This is a genomic window from Streptomyces tailanensis (genome assembly GCF_008386495.1).
Classification (GTDB): Bacteria; Actinomycetota; Actinomycetes; order Streptomycetales; family Streptomycetaceae; genus Streptomyces; species Streptomyces tailanensis.
This window is the reverse complement of record NZ_VTHJ01000011.1, coordinates 1-17,906: the sequence shown is the minus strand read 5'-3', so window position 1 is coordinate 17,906 and position 17,906 is coordinate 1. Positions and strand designations below refer to the sequence as shown.

Below are 17,906 nucleotides of genomic sequence, written 5' to 3'. Positions count from 1 at the left end.
AGGGCTCACACCCATGTCCGTTTTCGCCGACCTTGTCGCGCGCCTCGCCGATCTGCTCCAGCCGCTGTTCGACGCCTCCGCGACGGCCGTCGCGATCGTCCTGTTCACCGCGCTCGTACGACTGCTCGTGCACCCTCTCTCCCGGGCGGCGGCGCGCGGGCAGCGGGCCCGGGTCGCCCTGCAGCCGAAGATCGCGGAGCTGCGGAAGAAGCACGCGAAGAACCCGGAGAAGCTCCAGAAGGCGGTGCTGGAGCTGCACGCGGCGGAGAAGGTGTCGCCGCTGTCCGGGTGCCTGCCCAGCCTCTGCCAGCTGCCCGCCTTCTTCCTCCTCTACCACCTGTTCTCCAACACGACGATCGGCGGCGAGGCCAACGCGCTGCTCGGCCACAAGCTGTTCGCGGCGCCGCTCGGTGACCGCTGGTTCGACGCGCTGGGGGAGGGCGGCGTGTTCGGGGCGCAGGGGCTCGTCTACGTCGGGCTGTTCGTGATCGTCGCGGGGGTCGCGGCCTTCAACTACCGGCGTACGAAGCTGATGATGGCGGCGGGGTCGGCCGGTGTGCCCGCGGTGGGGGACGAGCAGGTGCCGGGGCTGGCGGCGAGCATGGGGGCGGTCGGCAAGGTCATGCCGTTCATGTCCTTCTTCACGCTGGTGACCGTGGCGGTGGTGCCGCTGGCGGCCGCGTTGTACGTGGTGACCAGTACGACGTGGAGTGCGGTGGAGCGGGCGTTTCTGTACCCGGTGAACCCGGCTCCGGTGGGGTCTTCGGCCGGTACCGCCAAGTAACCGGCTCGAGGACGCGTAGGTGGTGTACGCATGCACGTTTGGCTGATTTGTTTCCGTCGGGGATCTCCCTTCGAAAAACGGCTGCTATCTCCCTCGTTCGTCACGAATGATGTGTCTGCTTCAACATCAACAACCAGTGAAACGGGGGAAACCATGAAGCAGACAGGAAGAGGCAAGAGAGTGGCGTCCGTCGGGGCGGCCGCCTCGGTGCTGGCCGCGGGACTCGTACTCGGCGTCGCGGCACCTCAGGCGAGCGCCGTGGACTGGGACTCCTTCACCTACGAGGTCGACGGCTCCGTCAACGTGACGGTGTACAACGGCAGCAGGGTTGCCGGGTTCGGCGCGTGGGCACGCGACCCCGGTGACCTCGGAAGCGCCACCGGGGACACCCTGATCGCCAACGACCAGTTGGCGGACGGCTACGGCATCGAGGCGCGTCTGGACACGGGCAGGGTCGCCACGACCCGAGGACACGAATCGCCGTACACCGACCGCGTGACGGGCGACCTCCGAGAGGACGTCACGCACTACATCACCGTCTGCGTCGTGCAGGGTTCGTTCAGCAAGTGCTTCGGCACCCACGCCGTCAAGTCGTGACCTGAGCACCTGAAAGGGGCCCGCCACGAGCGGGCCCCTTTCGCATGCCGTGCCGTTACCTGCCGAGGAACCGCTCCAACGCCTCCACCACCATCGCGTGGTCCTCCAGTTGGGGCAGGCCCGACACCGTCACCGTGCCGATCACGCCCGCGCCCTCCACCGCCAGCGGGAACGAACCGCCGTGTGCCGCGTAGCGGTTCGGGTCCAGGCGGGAGGAGTCCTCGAAGGTCGTGCCCTTGGCGCGGAAGCGGGCGCCTACGAGGTAGGAGGAGCTGGCGTAGCGTTCCACGACCCGGCGCTTGCGGTCGATCCAGGCGTCGTTGTCCGGGGTCGAGCCGGGCAGGGCCGCGTGGAATAGCTGCTGGGGGCCGCGGCGGATGTCGACGGCGACCGGGGCCCGGCGTTCGCGGGCCATCTCCACCAGCAGTGAGCCCAAGGCCCACGCGTCCTCGTAGGTGAACCGGGGGAGTACCAGGCGGCGTTCCTGGGCTTCGAGGTCCTCGATGGTGGGGGTCCCTTCCGGGGTCCCGGTCATGGTCTCGGTCATGGTCTCGGTCATGACAGCTTCACCGCCACGCCCTCGCGCGCCGACCTCCGCGCCGCTTCCAGTACGTCCAGCGCGGCGGCCGCCTCGTACGCCGTCACCGGATTGTCGCCGGTGCCGCGCAACGCCGCCGCCACGGCCGCGTAGTACGCCGGGTAGTCGCCCGGGAGGGTGGGGACTTGGCGGCCGCCGCCGGTCAGGGGGGAGTCGCCGGCGCCCACTCTGCCCCACAGAGACTCGGGCTCCAGGCCCCAGTCGGTGCCGGGGGCGGGGCGGTCGCCCTCGCGGAGGGCCGACTCCTGAGGGTCCAGGCCGTACTTCACGTAGCCCGCCTCGGAGCCCAACACCCGGAAGCGGGGGCCGAGTTGGGGGGTGACGGCGGAGGCGTAGAAGTGGGAGCGGACGCCGCCTGCGTGGGTGACGGCGATGAACGTGTCGTCGTCCGTCTCGGCGCCGGGGCGGCGGAGGTCGGACTCGGCGTAGACGAGGGTGGCGGGGCCGAAGAGGGTGAGGGCCTGGTCGACGACATGGCTGCCCAGGTCGTAGAGGAGACCTCCGATCTCCGCGGGGTCGCCGGACTCGCGCCAGCCGCCCTTGAGCTGGGGGCGCCAGCGTTCGAAGCGGGACTCGAAGCGCCGGACCTCGCCCAGTTCGCCGTCGGCGAGCAGCTTGCTCAGGGTCAGGAAGTCGTTGTCCCAGCGGCGGTTCTGGAAGACGGAGAGGAACAGGCCGCGGGAGTCGGCGAGGGCGGCGAGCTCGCGCGCCTCGGCCGCCGTACCGGCGACGGGCTTGTCGACGACGACCGCGAGGCCCGCCTCCAGGGCGGCGGTGGCGAGCGGGACGTGCGTCTTGTTCGGGGAGGCGACGACGACCAGGTCCAGCTCGTCCGCCCGCGCCCACAACTCGTCCGCCGCGGCCGCGAGTCGGACCTCCGGGAACTCCGCGCGGGCCTGCGCCTGCCGCTCGGGGTTCGAGGTGACGACCGTGTCGAGGGCGAGGCCCTCCGTCGCGGCGATCAGCGGGGCGTGGAAGACGGAGCCCGCGAGGCCGTATCCGACCAGGGCCACGCGGAGGGGGGAAGTGCGATCCGTGCCGGTTGCGGTGCCTGTGCCTGTCATGCGGCCACTTAAGCAACGCTGTTGCCAAAGTGCAAGCACGAGGGACAATGGGGATGTGAACGGGAACGGGAACGGTGGTGCGGGTGATCTCAACGGTCGCCTGGGCGGTCTCAACGGCGGCACGGGAGGTCGTACGGTCGGCGTCGCGGGCGTGAACCTGCTCGCCCTGCGCAGCCACAACGGCGCGCTCATCCTCGACCTGCTGCGTACCGCCGGGCCGGCCGGCATAAGCCGTCTTGAGCTGGCCGACCGGACCGGGCTCACCCCGCAGGCCGTCAGCAAGATCACCGCTCGGCTGCGTGCGGACGGGCTGGTGACGGAGGCGGGCCAGCGTGCGTCCACCGGCGGCAAGCCGCGCACCGTACTGCGGCTCGTCCCCCACGCCGGCCACGCGGTCGGCCTCCACCTGGACCGTGACGAGCTGACAGTCGTGCTCTGCGATCTGACCGGCGCCGTGGTCGCCATGCGGCGGGCCGCGCTGTCCCTGGGGGCTGGGTCGGAGGCCGTCATCGAGGGCGCAGCCGGTGAGGTGGAAGCGCTGCTGGAAGGGGCGAGCAGGGTTCCCGTCGATCTTGAAACAGAGGCCGCGCCCACGCCTCCACCCGGTCCCTCGACTGTCCCGGTCCTCGGCGTCGGCGTCGCTCTCCCCGGGCCCCTCGACCATCTGCACGGTGTGCTGCACCGGGTCACCGGGATTCCCGAGTGGGACGGGTTTCCGTTGCGGGCGGTGCTCGCGCGGCGGCTGGGGATGCCCGTGGTCGTGGACAAGGACACCAACGCGGCGGCCCTCGGGCTGGCGGCGGTCACCGGCGGGCACGGGTCCTTCGCATACCTCCACCTCGGTACGGGGCTGGGGGCCGGACTGGTGATCGACGGGAGGGTTCACCGGGGGGCCCGGACCCGGGCCGGTGAGTTCGGGCACCAGGTCGTCCAGTTGGACGGGCCGCTGTGCGGGTGCGGCAACCGGGGCTGCATCGAGGCGCTGTGCCTCGCGGCGGTGGCGCGGGGTGATGTGGAGGAGGCGGCGCGGGTGCTCGGCACGGGCGCCGCGAACCTCGTCGGGCTGCTCGACGTCGAGCTCGTACTGCTCGGCGGGCGCACGGTCGAGGCGTGTCCCGAGGTGTTCGTGCGGGGGGTGGGGGGCGTGCTCGACGAATGGGCTCGGCTGCAGGGGGAGGATCCGCAGGTGCCCGTGCGGGTTGCCTCCGGCGGTGCGACGGGGGTTGCGGAGGGGGCGGCTCAGTTGTTGTTGGCGCCGTTGTTCGGGCGGGCGGATGTTTGACGTGGGTGGGGTGCCCATTCGCCGTAGGGGAGCGGTTAGTGGGCGGCTTCGGGTTGTCTGTGGCTTGTCGCGCCCACGCGGCGGAGCCGCAAATCGATACAGCCCCGCGCCCCTGAAAGCGGCGGCGGTGTCCCTGCTCCCCGCCTGAAAGGCGCCCCCGGCTCCGCTGATCGAGCGGACTTTCGTCCCCGGTCCCCAGCCCCTAGGCGCGGCGGGCCGCCCCGTCCCCGGAGGGGGCTGTCAGGTTATGTGTTCATGCGACTGTGTACGTGCCTGACTCTTGCCCTCGTCACCGCAGCCGCCCTCGCCAGTGGTCCGACAGTGGCGCTCGCGGCAGTGGACGCGCCTCCCCCTACCTGTGTCGGCGCTGACAGCAGCACCTTTCCCATCCGGACCCGTATCCACGGAGGACCCGCGAGGTATGTCGCCGGTGGCGGCTTCCGTACCTGGGCGCTGGAGTTGACCAACACCACCTCGCGGCGCTGCGAGAACATCCACCCGGTGGTCGTACTGGCCGATACCGCGCGCACGCTGAAGCGGACGCAGCCGCAGCTGGAGTTCTACGAGGACGCGGAGTCCACCACCTCCCGCCCCGTCACCTTCGAGGCGACCGACTCGGACGAACTCGTCGGGGTCATCGACGAGGACGGCCCCGGCTTCACCGTGCCGCCCGGCCGCACCCTCACCGTCAAGGTCCGCCTCTCCCTCACCTCCGACACGGCCGCACCCAACGCCGTCGTGGCGAACGCGGCCGTCGTCCAGCGGCAGGGCGGCGACAGCGAGTGGGTGGGCGAGTCGAACGACTACCAGTTCAAGATCACCGACAGGGAGGACGGGGAGGAAGCGGACAAGGACGGCGAGAAGGAGAGCCCGGAAACAACAGAGGACGAGCGCAAGGATGAGAGCGAGGGCGGTGTACGGGACGGGCAGCCGTACGCCGACGAGCTGGCCGAATCAGGGGTACGGCAGGTCCTGCCGTACGGCATCGGGCTGCTGCTTCTCCTCGCCGGAGGGCTGCTGGTCGGCGTCGTCCGCAAGGCGGTTCGCAAGGGGGACCACTGACCTGACGGTGGCGGTCTCAGCCGCCAAGATCGGCCTCCTTTTTTCGGCCATCTCTCACTAGGGTGGGCACGGACCCGGACCTGGGGGTGCTGTGAAAGCCCCGCACAGCACCCACGGCGCCCGGCACGCACCCCCGGGAGATCGCACATGGCAGAGCGCAAGCCCATCGAGTCGTGGCTCACCGACATGGACGGTGTGCTCATCCACGAGGGCGTGCCGATCCCCGGCGCCGACGCCTTCATCAAGAGGCTGCGGGAGTCCGGGCGCCCCTTCCTGGTGCTCACCAACAACTCGATCTACACCCCCCGTGACCTGCACGCCCGCCTCTCCCGCATGGGCCTGGACGTGCCCGTCGAGAACATCTGGACCTCCGCCCTCGCCACCGCCCAGTTCCTGGACGACCAGCGGCCCGGTGGCACGGCGTACGTCATCGGGGAGGCGGGCCTGACCACCGCCCTGCACGACATCGGGTACGTCCTCACCGACCACGAACCGGACTACGTCGTCCTCGGCGAGACCCGCACGTACTCCTTCGAGGCCATGACGAAGGCGGTACGGCTGATCAACGGCGGCGCCCGCTTCATCGCCACCAACCCCGACGAGACCGGCCCGTCCACCGAGGGCCCGCTGCCCGCGACCGGCGCGGTGGCCGCGCTGATCACCAAGGCGACCGGGCAGAAGCCGTACTTCGCGGGCAAGCCGAACCCGCTGATGATGCGCACCGGCCTGAACACGATCGGCGCGCACTCCGAGAGCAGCGCGATGATCGGCGACCGCATGGACACCGACGTCCTGGCGGGAATTGAAGCCGGCATGGAGACCTTCCTCGTCCTCACCGGGCTGACGACCCCCGAGCAGGTCGACAAGTTCCCGTACCGCCCGTCGAGCGTCGTGAACTCGATCGCCGACCTGGTCGACCGGATCTGAAACCCGCGCCCCGGCACAGTCACCCGTACGGAGCAGCCGCCCGGCCTCCCGAGATGCGTCCCCGTGCCCGGCGGGGGAGTCTCAGATGTCTGGAGGTTCACCATGGGTTCACTGCGACTCACTCTCTGTGCCGGGGCTCTCTGTGCCCTCTGCGCCGGGGCGGTGGCCATGACCGGTCCCGCGCCCACGGCGTACGCGGCCGACTCCGGGGACATCACGGTGGTGCCGGCCGAGCCGGCGCCCGGCAGCGACATCCGGGTCCACGCCGAGGGCTGCGGCGGCAAGTCGGGCACCGCCTCCTCGGCGGCGTTCGTCGCGGACGCGCAGCTCACCCAACTCGGCGGCAGGGGCCGCGAGTTGGCTGGCGAGACCCGCGTACGGTCCACGCTCGCACCCGGCACCTACGACGTACGGGTCTCCTGCGACGGCAGGGAGGAGAAGGCCAAGGGCACGATCACCGTCGGCGACGGTAAGCCCCCGACCACCGAGCCTTCCGCGACCGAGCCCGCCCCACACCACCCCTCTGCCCCCGCCTCCCCGGTCGCCCCCGTCCGTGCGGGCGGCGGCGGAGCAGCCACCCCGCTGGCGGTGGACTCCACGGACCCGGCGAACTCGACCGACGCCCGGCACACCGGCCCCGGCGCCCCGCACACCGTCATCGGCCTGGTCCTGGCCGGTGTCGCGGCGGTCGCCGTGGTGGCGCGGAGCGCGCGCCGCCGGGGCCGCGACCGAGGCACGGAGTAAAGGGGCGCCGTGTCCAGCCACAAGTACTCAGACGGAAGTTACGCGGACTACGGAAACTACGGAGACCACGGAAGCTACGGAAACCACGGAAGCTACGGAAACCACGGTCGCGGAACCGGGATCGGTCGGCTCACCGCCGGTGTCGCCTGGGCCGTACTGCTGCTCGGCCTGTGGCTGTGGGGCGGCGAGGTCACCGACGTACGGCAGGGCATGTCCGCGCCGATGACCGGTGACGTGGCGGCGGTCGGACGGCCCGCCCACGCCGAACTGCCGCCCGCCGCCCAGCCGTTGCCGGCCGCGCGCCCCAATCGGATCGACATCCCCTCGATGGGCGTGCAGGCACCGGTCGTGGCGCGCGGCCTGGACCTGAACGGGGCGATCGACCCGCCCGCCTACGACCAGCCGGGCGTCGTCGGCTGGTACGCGGCCGGCACCCGCCCGGGGGCCACCGGCGCCGCCCTGTTCGTCGGCCATGTCGACACCGAGACCCGCCCCGCGGTCTTCTACAAGCTGAGCGCGCTGCGGATCGGCGAGAAGATCCGGGTGGCCCGCGACGACGGCACGGTCGCCGAGTTCACCGTGGACGACGTCCAGGTCGTCGGCCGCGACGACTTCGACGCCGGACAGGCCTACGGCGTACGGCAGTCGGGGCGCGCCGAGCTGCGCCTCGTCACCTGCGGCGGCACCTTCGACAGGACGAGCCGCACCTACACGGCGAACGTGGTCGTCTCCGCGTACCTCAGCGGCACGGAGGCCTGACCCCGGGCTCGCCAATAACAGGTTCTCGGCCAAGGCGCCAACGACCTCGTGGTCCATGCGGGACTTATGTCAGGATTGGGACTTACGACACGGTGCACCCAAGGGGGAGTTGGATGTACGCCAGTAGGGGGGCGGGGGTACGGGCGTCCGTGGCAGTGGCGGGGGCGGCGTTATTGCTCGCCGGCTGTTTCGGGGGAGACGGCGACGGTGGGGACGACGACAAGCCTTCGGGTTCCGACATCACCCAACAGCCGAACGACACGGACCCGTTCTGGGTCAATCCGGAAGGGAACGCCGCGGCCCAGGTCGCCGCGTACGAGAAGGCGGGCAAGGACGACGACGCCAAGCTGATCCGCAAGATCGCCGAGCAGCCCACCGGAGAGTGGATCGGCCCGGAGAATCCTGAGCAGGAGGCCAAGGGCTACACCGAGGCCGCCGCCAAGGCCGACCGCGACGCGATCCTCGTCCTCTACAACATTCCGCACCGCGACTGCGGCCAGTACTCCGGCGGCGGCGCGGCCGACGGCGACGCGTACCGGGCGTGGATCGACGGCGTCGCCAAGGGCATCGGCGACCGCCCCGCCACGGTCATCCTGGAGCCCGACGCCGTACTCCACGTCGTGGACGGCTGCACCCCGGGCGAGTTCCACGAGGAGCGGTTCGACCTGCTCAAGGGCGCGATCGAGAAGCTCGGCGCGCTGAAGAACACGAAGGTGTATCTGGACGCCGGGAACGCGGGGTGGGGCGACCCCGACAAGATCTTCGACCCGTTGAAGTGGGCGGGGGTCGAGCAGGCCGACGGTTTCGCCGTCAACGTCTCGAACTTCTACACCACCGAGGACTCCATCGCGTACGGCAAGCGGCTCTCCTCGAAGGTCGGGAACAAGCCGTTCGTCATCGACACCAGCCGCAATGGCAACGGGCCGTGGACCGAGGGCGACGAGTCCGAACGGTGGTGCAACCCGCCGGGGCGGGCACTGGGGGAGGCCCCGACGACCGAGACGGCCGATCCTTCGGTGGACGCGTATTTGTGGGTCAAGCGGCCGGGGGAGTCGGACGGCGAGTGCAAGGGGGGGCCGAAGGCGGGGGAGTGGTGGCCGGAGTACGCGTTGGAGTTGGCCAAGGCGTCTGAGTGAGGCGTTGGGTGCCTAGTGGGGTGGGGGTGTGGGGTTCGTTGGCGGCTGCGGGTGAGTGGGGGTTGTTCGCGCAGTTCCCCGCGCCCCTGAAACACGGCCCTGCGGGCCGAAAAGCGACGGGCCTGCGGGCCAGAAAGACGGGCTGCGGGCCGGGAAAGACGGGCTGCGGGCCGATAAAAAAGCAGGGGGCGCAGCCCCCGCTTTTTTAGGGGCGCGGGGAACTGCGCGAACAACCCCCACTCACCCGCACCCGAAAAACGAACCCCCGAACCCCGAACCCCCTACGGCACCTTCACCCACTGCGCCTTACTCGGCGTCCCCGCGTCATCCGTCACGAACAGCATGTACCACCCCGACTGCACCAGGTTCCGATTCTTCGGCACCGTCACCGTGATCTCATCCCCGGACGTCCTGAAGTCCACCTCGATCGACTTCTGATCCACGTCCGTCACATGCGTGGACGCACTCGGCCGGATCAACCGCGCCGACTTGATCGACGAGGCGTGCTGGGTCTTGAACGTCGCCTTCCCGCCCCGCGCGACCGTCTTCGGCCCACCCGACAGCGACGGCTGCGCGTCCCCGTACAGATACGGCGGCGTATAGATCTCGATCCGCTGCTCGAACTCGCCCGGCTTGGAGTTGGCCTTGTCGGCGTACAGGGAGTCCGAGCCGAAGAAGACCACGCGGCCGTCGGGCAGCAGGATCGACCCGGAGTGGTAGTTCCGGCCGACCAGCGGGTCGGCGACCCGCCGCATCTTCCCCGTCTTCGCGTCGTACAGGCGCGCCTCCAGGATGTTGGAGTCGCCGCGCCCCCGGTAGTCCTCCGAGCCGCCCGAGATGAGGACGGTGTCGTCGGGAAGGATCGAGGCCTGCGGATAACGCGTGCCCTTCTCCAGCGACGGCCCATCCACGAACCGCGGCTCGTCGGTCAGCAGGTCGATCACCCGGGTCTTCTTGCTGGACCGCTCCGACTCGCCGACCCCGCCCCCGCCGATGACCATGTACTTCTCGTCCTGCGCCGGAGGCAGCAGCACCGTACCGGCGGTTTCGAGCAGCTTGGGGTCGCTCATGCCGGGGACCTTGGTGAACTTGTTGGTCTTCAGGTCCCAGATGCCGGGGTCACGGCCGATGTCGTCCGGCCCGTACCCGGCGTTCGCGCCCGAGTAGAACAGCTTGCCGTTCTGCATCAGGGAGATCGCCGGGTAGGTCGGGAACTGCCGTTCGTCCGCGGTGTACGTCCACTTCTTGGTCTCGGGGTCGTAGACCTCGTTCTTGCCCGGGACGAGCTGGCCGATCTCGTCCAGGCCGGACAGCGACAGGACCGTACCGTCGGTGAGCGTCGTCAGCGTCGGATACCAGCGGGCCTCGTTCATCGGGTCGACCTTGATGTACTGCTCGGCGACCGGGTCGAACTCGTAGGCGTCCTTGATGCCTTGGAAATCCTTCTTGTCGAGGGCCAGCTTCTGCGCGATGCCGTAGGTATTGCGGGCGTCGGCGCCGGTCAGGCCCACGATCCGGTAGTTGTCCTCGGTGCCGGTCTCGTACTTCTTGCCGCTCTTCTCGGCCTCGACGTAGGCGCGCGCGATGCCCGGCTTGTTGCCGGTGAACTTGCCGGTGTCCGGGTCGAAGGTCTTGGTGGCCTTCTTGAGGGAGACCTCGTCCTTCAGGACGAACGTCTTGCCGTTCTCCTTGCCGACGAACTTCGTCCCCGGCTTGAGCTTCATCCCCTTGTCGGGGTTCTCGTTGTGGATGATCATCAGGCCGCCGGCCTTGGTGACGTCACCCTTCAGCTTCTCGTAGCGCTTGGTGCCGCCCGCGATCAGCAGATTGCCGTTGGACAACTGCGTGTGCCCCGTGCAGAACAGGTCGGCCGGGGTCGGCACGCTCTTGATCGTCTGCTTGACCGGGTCCCAGATGCGGGTGTCGAACTTCTTCGCGTCGAAGTTGTCGGCGTCGTTGCCGGAGCCCGCGATCAACAGCACCTTGCCGGTGTGGAGCAGCGCGGCGTGGATCGTGTTCTGCCGGTACTTCTCCGGGAACTCCACGATCTGCCAGTGCCCGTTGTCGGCCTTGTACTCGGGTCTGTTGATCTTGTACTCGTGGTACTTCTCGGTGCCGACGCGGTACAGCCACGGCCCGTTCATACCGGCGAGCGCGAGGACCACCGCCGCGCCGATCGCGAGCCGACGGGCACGGCGGCGGCCTGCACGGTCCTTCATTCCTTACGTCCCCCAAGTCCGCCCAGGGCGATCTGCATGGTCTGGTCGCTACCCCCGCCGCCCGACCCGGACGCGGCCCAGCTCGGCTTGTGCTGGGGAGCGTGCGGCGCTTGCGGGGCGTGCGGCGCGAACGGCGGCGCGGCTTGCGTGTGTTGCGCGGGAGCCGCCTGCGGCGGCGCCACCATCGACCCTTGCAGTTCGGCCGCGGCGGCGGCCTTCTTCTTGTCCTGCCGCAGCATGTGGCGCCAGACGAAGATGGGGAGGGCGGTGATCAGCATGGCGAACGTGGCCCAAATGATCATCGCTGGGTGGGAGTTGCCGTAGACGAAACCGGCGGCGATCGAGCCACCGAAGATGACGATGAAGTACCAGTGGTAGCGGAAGGTGCCGAACCACCTGTCCGGGCTCGCCGAGTCACCCTTCGGCGTCACGACGAACTTGCTCTTGCGGCGCAGGGCCGAATCGATCAGCGCCTTCGCGTAGAGCGGCGCGGACAGCGCGGACATCACCATGCCGGCCACACCGCCGGAGCCCTCCGGCTCGTGCGGGGAGACGTTGTGCCGGCGGTTCCAGACGTACAGGCCGATCTGCAGCGCCGAGGCGTTGCCGTAGAGCATCAGCCACACGGTCGGGTCGATGTTCACCCCCGAGGCGCCGAGGCCCAGGAACAGGGCGCAACTCAGCGCCGCCAGAATCCAGTTGAGGGCGGACATCGGGTAGAAGATGATCATCATGGTGTAGTTGAAGAGCTTGGTCGGCGGCAGCGAGTACCAGCCCTTCCAGTACTGCTTGAGGATCGTCTCGTACGTCCCGCGCGACCAGCGCATCTGCTGCGTGAAGAAGTCCGTCCAGGCGCTCGGCCCTTCACCGACGGCGAGCACGTCCGGGGTGTACACGGACCGCCACTTCTTCCCGGTGGCCGGATTCCTGTGCCGGTGGATCTCGAACCCGGTCGCCATGTCCTCGGTGATCGAGTCGTACAGCCCGCCGATCTGCTTGAGCGCCTTGATGCGTACGGCGTTCGACGTTCCCACGAACATCGGGGCGCCGTAGCGGTTGCCCGCGCGCTGGATGAGGGCGTGGAAGAGGAACTGCTGGGACTCGGCGGCCTTGGTGACGAAGTTGTCGTAGTTGCCGTACACCTGCGGGCCGATGACGAAGCCGACGTTCGGGTCACGGAAGAACCCGAGCATCCGCTCCAGGTAGTTGGGCAGCGGGATGTGGTCGGTGTCCACGGAGGCGAAGAAGTCGTAGTCGTCGCCGTGGGCGTCCAGCCAGGCGTTGTAGTTGCCGTGCTTGGTCTTGGCACGGTGCGGGCCCTTGGGCCGGTTCCACTTCTCGACTCCCTTGCGGGAGAAGTGATGTACGCCGAGCCGCGCGCACACGGCCTTGACCTCGGGGTCGTCGCCCTCGTCCAGCAGCCAGATGTGCAGGAGCCCGCGGTGACGGAGCTTGACCGCGGCCTCCAGGGTCTTCGTCACCATTTCCAACGGCTCCTTGCCGGGCACGAAGGAGGTGAGGAAGGCGACTCTGGTGCCGGTCTCGGGCACCACCGGGATCGGGTCCCGGGCCACCAGCGTGGCGTGCGCGTTCGACAGCACGTTCATGCAGCGGAAGAACTCGATCAGACCGATCGAGACCAGCATGACGACGTCGAGGGTCGGCAGGAAGTCGTAGGTGGGATAGTCGCGCTTGGTCCAGTGCACCGGTTGCAGCAGCCAGGCCAGCAGGACGACGGAGAGCAGCGGCGCGGCGGCCAGCATCAGGGCGACCCTGATGCGGTGCGGCTCCTGGGAGATCAGGGAGCGGTACTGCACCTTGTAGGGCTTGGTCGGGTCGGGCTGAGTGAGGGGCCCCGCGAGCCGGCTGTAGTGCTCGTAGTCGTATCTGGGAAGGGTCTTCTTGAGTTTTCGGAAGGCGCCGGTCCGGTGCGACGGCATCTTGAGCTGTGTCGTCTCGGACGGGTCGTGGTGGTGCCGGGCGCCCGTCGGCGTCGACGTCATGAGTCATTCCCCCCGCACACACGAACGTGTGTGTTAGTCGGTCTTCCGCCCGCTTCGGTCCCCCTCGACCTTTACGGACGCATCAATGGTGGATCGTCGTCACCATGTGCCCTACACCATAGAGTCACGGGACGACGACCTTCTGTTGCATTGATGCCCCCCTCGGCATCTGCTATGAGCGCGTACGTGTGTGCGTCGTATGGAGGGCCCTCGATCCCCATCCCCGGGCGCATATCGCCCACGGCCCCCCAACTGCCATGTATCCGCAGTCTCTTACGGCCCAGGGTTCTACGGCGCTCATCTTGATCGCAAGATGCGAAACGCGGTGTTTACCGGTCATACGCGGTCAATGGGGCATCGGTGGAGGATCTGTGAGGAGTGAGAGGGGGAGCGAGCAGGGAGTGCCCCGAAGTGACGTGCACATGCGAAAAGGCCCCTCGCGCTTACACTCTCGCGAGGGACCTCTCCGTACGGTGCGCCGCCAGGGACTCGAACCCCGGACCCGCTGATTAAGAGTCAGCTGCTCTAACCAACTGAGCTAGCGGCGCGTGCGAAGAAAGTTTACCGGAGGGTCGGGGGTGCCCTTGACCATGGCGTCCTTAAAGCCAGGGGGCGCGTCCGGTTCTTTTAGGGCGCGGGGAACTGTGCGACAAGCCCCCACTCACCCGCAGTCGCCAACCCACCCACTCAACCGAGCTCTCAGGCGGGCCCGGCTCGAAGGGGCGGAGCCCTACGCAGGGGCGAGAAAACCCATTTGGCCCGTCAAAATGCGACAACACCCGACAGTTGCGAAACTGCCGTCGTACAGAAGCACTCATGCGCGGAGGCATGGAGGCACGTATGAGTACGCCCGAAGGGCTCGCACCCCCCACCCGGCTCATCCACAACGAGACGACCACCGAGATCCCCGTACACCTGCTGTTCCGAGACGACCCGACCCCACTCACCCCCGCTGTCGTAGGCCGCCGACGCGGCACCGGCGAGCAGCCACGCCTACGCCGGCCCCCCACTCCGGCGAAGCCGCGCCCCGCCATCGAGGCAGCCCCCGACCTGGTCGAACGCCCCGCACGCGTGCTGCCCGGTGTGGCCGGAGTGCTCGCCGGGATCTGCGGGCTGGCCGGATGCGCACTCACCACGTGGTGGGCCGACGTGCTGCCGGGCCTGCCCACCCCGTACGCGGGCTACGCGTACGCCGGACTCGGCCCGGCTCAGTGGGCCACATACGCCGGGGCCGGAGTCCTGACCCTGTTCGGTTTCGGCGGCCTGACCCGGGGTCGGACAGGCCGGGCCTGGGCGCTCACCCTGTTCGGCCGGTACCGCGGAACCGCCCGCCGCACCGGCCTCCTCTGGCTCAACCCCCTCCTCCTGCGCCACCGCGTAGACGTACGCCTCCGGCACTGGCGCAGCGACCCGCTTCCGGCCGTCGACGCGAACGGGGTCGCGCTGCAGGCCGTCGTCCTCGTGACCTGGCGGGTCAAGGACACGGCGAAGGCGGCGCTCGGGATCGAGGACCACGAGCAGTACCTGCACGCGTGCGTGGAGGCGGCGCTCACCCGGGTACTGTCGCGGCTCCCCGCCGACGTGGCGCCGGGCGCGCTGGTCAGGGACGCGACGCTGCGCAACACGGAGGTGGTCGGTGAGGAGCTGACCCGCCTGGTGGTGGCGGACGCGGCGCCGGTCGGCCTGGAGGTGTTCTCCGCCCAGCCGACCCGGATCGAGTACGCACCCGAGGTGGCCGCCGTGATGCAGCGCCGCCGGATCGCCGCACTCGACGCCCAGCACCGCGACACCGTCCTCACCTCGGTCGTCGACTCGGTCGAGGACACGGTCACCCGGCTGACCATGCGCGGACTGGTCGAACTGGACGACTGCGAGCGCAAGACACTGGTGAAGGACCTGACGGTGGCGTTCTATGCGGGGCGGCGCGAAGTGTCGCCGTGAACCGTGGAATTGGTATGGACATGTTCAACTGCCGCTCATAATCCGGGCCTTGGTCTAGACCTGGAACACCCCCACGCACTCCAGGGGGCGGCAGTATGCGAAAAAAGACCAAACCCCCGTAAACGCGCCAAGTGGTGCGCCGTCGGCGTGGGCCTCGCCACCACCGGCGCCCTCATCCTCTCCACCGGTGGCGCCCCGCATCTTCCCGGCGGAGCCGGGCAGTGCTGCCACTGACCGTGGTATGTTCATCACCTCGCGTGAGCCCTGAAGGCACAACTCCGACTTCGTGTCGGTGGACCCGGTTTCCCTGGGGTGACGACCGCGAAGAACTGCCGGGTGCAATTCCCGGCACGCGGGGTCGCTGTCAATGCCCCCAGCTCCCGTACAGGGAGCAGGACGCGGCCAGTTCGTCGAAGCCATCGACGCACCTGAGCTGCAAGTTCGGCTGTTCACAGCCGAGTGATTGACGTACTTCGTCACCAAGCCGGGCTGGAACCAGAACCACGCTCTGTCCCGCTCCGACCTCAACCTCACCCCGTTCCTCACCGTTCCGTACAACGGCCAGCGCCCGCCGGCCACCCTCTCCCACACAGGACGCCTGCCGGCCGGGCTCAGCGGCCATCATGTGATCCTCGCGGTGTGGACGGTCGCGGACACCGACAACGCGTTCTATGCCTGCTCGGATGTCACCTTCTGATCGCCCTCGGGCAGGACTCCGCGTGCGTCGCGCAACGACGCACGCGGAGCCGCAGTAGCCCGTCCGAGTTCTGAGCATCCCTTGAGCTGATCACGCCCCCCGTGCGGGTACGTTCCCCACGCGCCCGCTGACCAGGGCGCTCGCCGAATCTCGGGGGCATACCGATGGACTTCCTCTTCTACCTCATCCCCACGGTCATGATCGCCTTCATCGCCTTCTGGGCCTACCGCGTACTGCGCCGCTGGCTGCAGATCCGGCGCGCCTGGAACAGCGGGCTGACGGCCGAGGGGCGCTGCCTGAAGGCGTTCACGACGGTCAGCAAGAGCATGGGTGAGCACAGCAGCGTGCACACGGCGATCCACCACGTGTACGAGTTCAAGACGCACGACGGCCGCCCGGTCCGCTTCGAGGAGGAGGACGGCCCGATGACCACGATCGAGGGCGACTTCGTCACCGTCTACTACGCCGACGGCCCGAACGTCGTGGCCACCGCCCACGAGCCCGGCCGGCTGAAGCAGGCGGCGGCCGGCTTCGGCATCCTGGCCTTCCTCGGGGTGGCCTTCGCGTTCTGCGTCGGCTTCATGGTCACGTACCAGCAAATGGTCTCGGACACCTCGTTCCCGACGCCGTGACCCTCCCTATCTGACGGCCCGTCAACTACCGTGCGCCCCCATGGAGTCCACGGAGTCCACGCAGTCAACGAGGCGTACGGTCGCGGAACTCGTCGCCGACCGGTGGGGCGACCACCGCCCCGGGCTGTGGTGCGAGGACCAGATCCTGACCCATCACGAGGTCGCGGCCGGAGCCGCCGCCCGCGCGGCCCTGCTGGCCGACCTGTTGCCACCGGGCGCCGAACCCCACCTCGGCGTCCTCCTCGACAACGCCCCCGAGTACCCGCTGTGGCTGAGCGCGGCCGCCCTCGCGGGCGCCGCCGTCGCCGGTATCAACCCCACCCGCCGGGGACCCGAACTGGCCCGCGACATCCTGCACACGGAATGCCGGATCCTGGTCACGGAACGCGCCCACCTGCCGCTCCTCACCGGCCTCGACCGAGGGCTACTGGCGCAACCCCGAGGCGGACGCGGCCCGCCGCCACGGCGGCTGGTACTGGACGGGCGACCTCTTCTACCGCGACCCCGACGGCTTCCTGTACTTCGCCGGCCGCACCGACGACCGCCTGCGCGTCGACAGCGAGAACCTCGCCGCCGCCGTCATCGAGAACATCCTCGCCCGGTACGAGGGCGCGGAGGCCGTCGCCGTCTACGCGGTGCCCGATCCGGTGGCCGGCGACCAGGTCATGGCGACGATCGCGGGCACCTTCGACCCGGACGACTTCGCCGAGTTCCTCCTCGCCCAGCCCGACCTGGGCACGAAGATGACCGTTCCTAAAGACTGAGCGGGAGTGAGTCCTGTTGCCAGGACTCATGCTCAGCCGAACGCCCCGAACGGTGTTGGGCGTTCTGGTCGACCGCTTTCGCTCCGCGTCCGGCGCGTACGGATCGTGTCCGTGGTCCGGGGATGCGGGGGCGGGTTTCCTCACGCCCTGGGATGCCCGGTCGGGCCTGGACGGTCCGATGCCCCTGCTCATCGCTCTGGTGAGCAGGGGGCGGTGTCGTCCGTCGCCGGATCGGGTGCCCCAGGGCGCGCCTTCCGATCGCCACCGCTGCCGCGTGGTGGCGAGTGGTCTTCCTGGTTGTGGTGGTGAGGGGTTTCTGCCAGTGCTGGGCGCCCCAGCGGCTGGTGTAGGCGGGGTCGACGGCGATGACGGGGATACCGAGTTCGGCCGCCATGCTGACGAGCCGGGCCCGCAGTTTGCTGACGGGCATGCCGGAGATGAGGTTGCGGAACCGCTTCTTGCGGCCGTGCTTCTCGCGGGTCTTGTCCGCTTGGAAGTCGAGGTCCTCGACCGCGATGGCTAGGCCGTGGCGCTGGGCCCAGTGCAGCAGGCGGATCAGGGCGTGGCGGACCTGGGCGTCGCGGTGGTGGGCGGTGCCGGTGAGGTCGTAGCCGAAGCGGAGGGGTGCGCCGACGGGATTGCCATGGGCATCCAGGCGCCAGGCGGCCAGGTGATCGGCATTGGTGTCCACCCCGAT

At 69.2% G+C, this 17,906-nt stretch carries 15 protein-coding genes, 1 tRNA gene and 2 pseudogenes; 12 read left to right on the top strand and 6 right to left on the bottom strand.

All coding sequences use genetic code 11. The annotated features are described in order from the left end of the window. Positions 1–13 precede the first annotated feature (13 nt). Entirely contained in the window at positions 14–784 is a 771-nt protein-coding gene (locus F3T56_RS11395; protein WP_149824755.1) for a YidC/Oxa1 family membrane protein insertase, read from the top strand. Positions 785–937: 153 nt separating this feature from the next. Continuing rightward, positions 938–1,381 carry a hypothetical protein gene (locus F3T56_RS11390; RefSeq protein ID WP_149824754.1) on the top strand — a complete coding sequence of 148 codons (444 nt, stop codon included), beginning with the start codon at positions 938–940 and terminating at the stop codon, positions 1,379–1,381. Between the two features lie 55 nt (positions 1,382–1,436). On the opposite strand, the gene F3T56_RS11385 is transcribed toward F3T56_RS11390, so the two are convergent. Both F3T56_RS11385 and F3T56_RS11380 read right to left on the bottom strand, forming a co-directional pair. Next, the gene (locus F3T56_RS11385; protein ID WP_246203566.1) at positions 1,437–1,940 is read right to left on the bottom strand and encodes a heme-degrading domain-containing protein; all 504 of its coding nucleotides are present in this window, start codon (positions 1,938–1,940) and stop codon (positions 1,437–1,439) included. After that, the gene (locus F3T56_RS11380; RefSeq protein WP_149824753.1) at positions 1,937–3,043 is read right to left on the bottom strand and encodes a Gfo/Idh/MocA family oxidoreductase; all 1,107 of its coding nucleotides are present in this window, start codon (positions 3,041–3,043) and stop codon (positions 1,937–1,939) included. Before F3T56_RS11380 ends, F3T56_RS11385 begins: the two co-directional genes overlap by 4 nt. A gap of 55 nt (positions 3,044–3,098) precedes the next feature. Here F3T56_RS11380 and F3T56_RS11375 point away from each other — a divergent pair, with 55 nt between their 5' ends. From F3T56_RS11375 to F3T56_RS11350, 6 genes are all read left to right on the top strand, one after another. After that, a complete protein-coding gene (locus F3T56_RS11375; RefSeq protein WP_246203565.1) occupies positions 3,099–4,325 on the top strand; it encodes an ROK family transcriptional regulator in 1,227 nt (408 codons plus the stop codon). A 255-nt stretch (positions 4,326–4,580) separates the two neighbouring features. After that, positions 4,581–5,387: a cell wall protein gene (locus tag F3T56_RS11370; RefSeq protein WP_149824750.1), complete on the top strand. Its 807-nt coding sequence runs from the start codon at positions 4,581–4,583 to the stop codon at positions 5,385–5,387. 147 nt (positions 5,388–5,534) lie between these two features. Further along, positions 5,535–6,314 carry an HAD-IIA family hydrolase gene (locus F3T56_RS11365; RefSeq protein ID WP_149824748.1) on the top strand — a complete coding sequence of 260 codons (780 nt, stop codon included), beginning with the start codon at positions 5,535–5,537 and terminating at the stop codon, positions 6,312–6,314. Positions 6,315–6,416: 102 nt separating this feature from the next. Next, entirely contained in the window at positions 6,417–7,058 is a 642-nt protein-coding gene (locus F3T56_RS11360; RefSeq protein ID WP_149824747.1) for a hypothetical protein, read from the top strand. 120 nt (positions 7,059–7,178) lie between these two features. Continuing rightward, positions 7,179–7,817 carry a class F sortase gene (locus tag F3T56_RS11355; protein WP_246203574.1) on the top strand — a complete coding sequence of 213 codons (639 nt, stop codon included), beginning with the start codon at positions 7,179–7,181 and terminating at the stop codon, positions 7,815–7,817. Between the two features lie 113 nt (positions 7,818–7,930). Next, positions 7,931–8,953 carry a glycoside hydrolase family 6 protein gene (locus tag F3T56_RS11350; protein ID WP_172638896.1) on the top strand — a complete coding sequence of 341 codons (1,023 nt, stop codon included), beginning with the start codon at positions 7,931–7,933 and terminating at the stop codon, positions 8,951–8,953. Positions 8,954–9,234: 281 nt separating this feature from the next. On the opposite strand, the gene glxA is transcribed toward F3T56_RS11350, so the two are convergent. The 3 genes from glxA to F3T56_RS11335 form a co-directional block, all read right to left on the bottom strand. Continuing rightward, the gene (gene glxA / locus F3T56_RS11345) at positions 9,235–11,172 is read right to left on the bottom strand and encodes a radical copper oxidase GlxA (protein ID WP_149824744.1); all 1,938 of its coding nucleotides are present in this window, start codon (positions 11,170–11,172) and stop codon (positions 9,235–9,237) included. Beyond that, positions 11,169–13,175, bottom strand: a complete 2,007-nt coding sequence (locus F3T56_RS11340) for a glycosyltransferase family 2 protein (RefSeq protein ID WP_149824742.1) — start codon at positions 13,173–13,175, stop codon at positions 11,169–11,171. Before F3T56_RS11340 ends, glxA begins: the two co-directional genes overlap by 4 nt. A gap of 474 nt (positions 13,176–13,649) precedes the next feature. Then, positions 13,650–13,723 (bottom strand) — tRNA-Lys (locus F3T56_RS11335). 280 nt (positions 13,724–14,003) lie between these two features. Here F3T56_RS11335 and F3T56_RS11330 point away from each other — a divergent pair. The 4 genes and pseudogenes from F3T56_RS11330 to F3T56_RS11315 all read left to right on the top strand — a co-directional run. Continuing rightward, positions 14,004–15,116 (top strand): SPFH domain-containing protein, encoded by a 1,113-nt coding sequence (locus tag F3T56_RS11330; RefSeq protein WP_149824895.1) that lies wholly within the window; start codon positions 14,004–14,006, stop codon positions 15,114–15,116. 466 nt (positions 15,117–15,582) lie between these two features. Further along, positions 15,583–15,813: pseudogene (locus F3T56_RS11325) on the top strand (lytic polysaccharide monooxygenase); the annotation flags it as partial. A 164-nt stretch (positions 15,814–15,977) separates the two neighbouring features. Beyond that, positions 15,978–16,445 carry a DUF3592 domain-containing protein gene (locus F3T56_RS11320; protein ID WP_149824741.1) on the top strand — a complete coding sequence of 156 codons (468 nt, stop codon included), beginning with the start codon at positions 15,978–15,980 and terminating at the stop codon, positions 16,443–16,445. Between the two features lie 40 nt (positions 16,446–16,485). Further along, positions 16,486–17,191, top strand: a pseudogene (locus F3T56_RS11315) (AMP-binding protein); the annotation flags it as partial. Positions 17,192–17,198: 7 nt separating this feature from the next. On the opposite strand, the gene F3T56_RS11310 reads toward F3T56_RS11315, so the two are convergent. Beyond that, on the bottom strand, positions 17,199–17,906 hold a 708-nt coding region (locus F3T56_RS11310), incomplete at its 5' end, for an IS200/IS605 family accessory protein TnpB-related protein (RefSeq protein WP_149824739.1).

Coding starts and splice junctions, on each gene's coding strand:
- glxA (WP_149824744.1), bottom strand. CDS start 11,172: ATGAAGGACCGTGCAGGCCGCCGCCGTGCCCGTCGGCTCGCGATCGGC.
- F3T56_RS11395 (WP_149824755.1), top strand. CDS start 14: ATGTCCGTTTTCGCCGACCTTGTCGCGCGCCTCGCCGATCTGCTCCAG.
- F3T56_RS11385 (WP_246203566.1), bottom strand. CDS start 1,940: ATGACCGAGACCATGACCGAGACCATGACCGGGACCCCGGAAGGGACC.
- F3T56_RS11365 (WP_149824748.1), top strand. CDS start 5,535: ATGGCAGAGCGCAAGCCCATCGAGTCGTGGCTCACCGACATGGACGGT.
- F3T56_RS11320 (WP_149824741.1), top strand. CDS start 15,978: ATGGACTTCCTCTTCTACCTCATCCCCACGGTCATGATCGCCTTCATC.
- F3T56_RS11390 (WP_149824754.1), top strand. CDS start 938: ATGAAGCAGACAGGAAGAGGCAAGAGAGTGGCGTCCGTCGGGGCGGCC.
- F3T56_RS11340 (WP_149824742.1), bottom strand. CDS start 13,175: ATGACGTCGACGCCGACGGGCGCCCGGCACCACCACGACCCGTCCGAG.
- F3T56_RS11360 (WP_149824747.1), top strand. CDS start 6,417: ATGGGTTCACTGCGACTCACTCTCTGTGCCGGGGCTCTCTGTGCCCTC.
- F3T56_RS11380 (WP_149824753.1), bottom strand. CDS start 3,043: ATGACAGGCACAGGCACCGCAACCGGCACGGATCGCACTTCCCCCCTC.
- F3T56_RS11330 (WP_149824895.1), top strand. CDS start 14,004: ATGGAGGCACGTATGAGTACGCCCGAAGGGCTCGCACCCCCCACCCGG.
- F3T56_RS11350 (WP_172638896.1), top strand. CDS start 7,931: ATGTACGCCAGTAGGGGGGCGGGGGTACGGGCGTCCGTGGCAGTGGCG.
- F3T56_RS11370 (WP_149824750.1), top strand. CDS start 4,581: ATGCGACTGTGTACGTGCCTGACTCTTGCCCTCGTCACCGCAGCCGCC.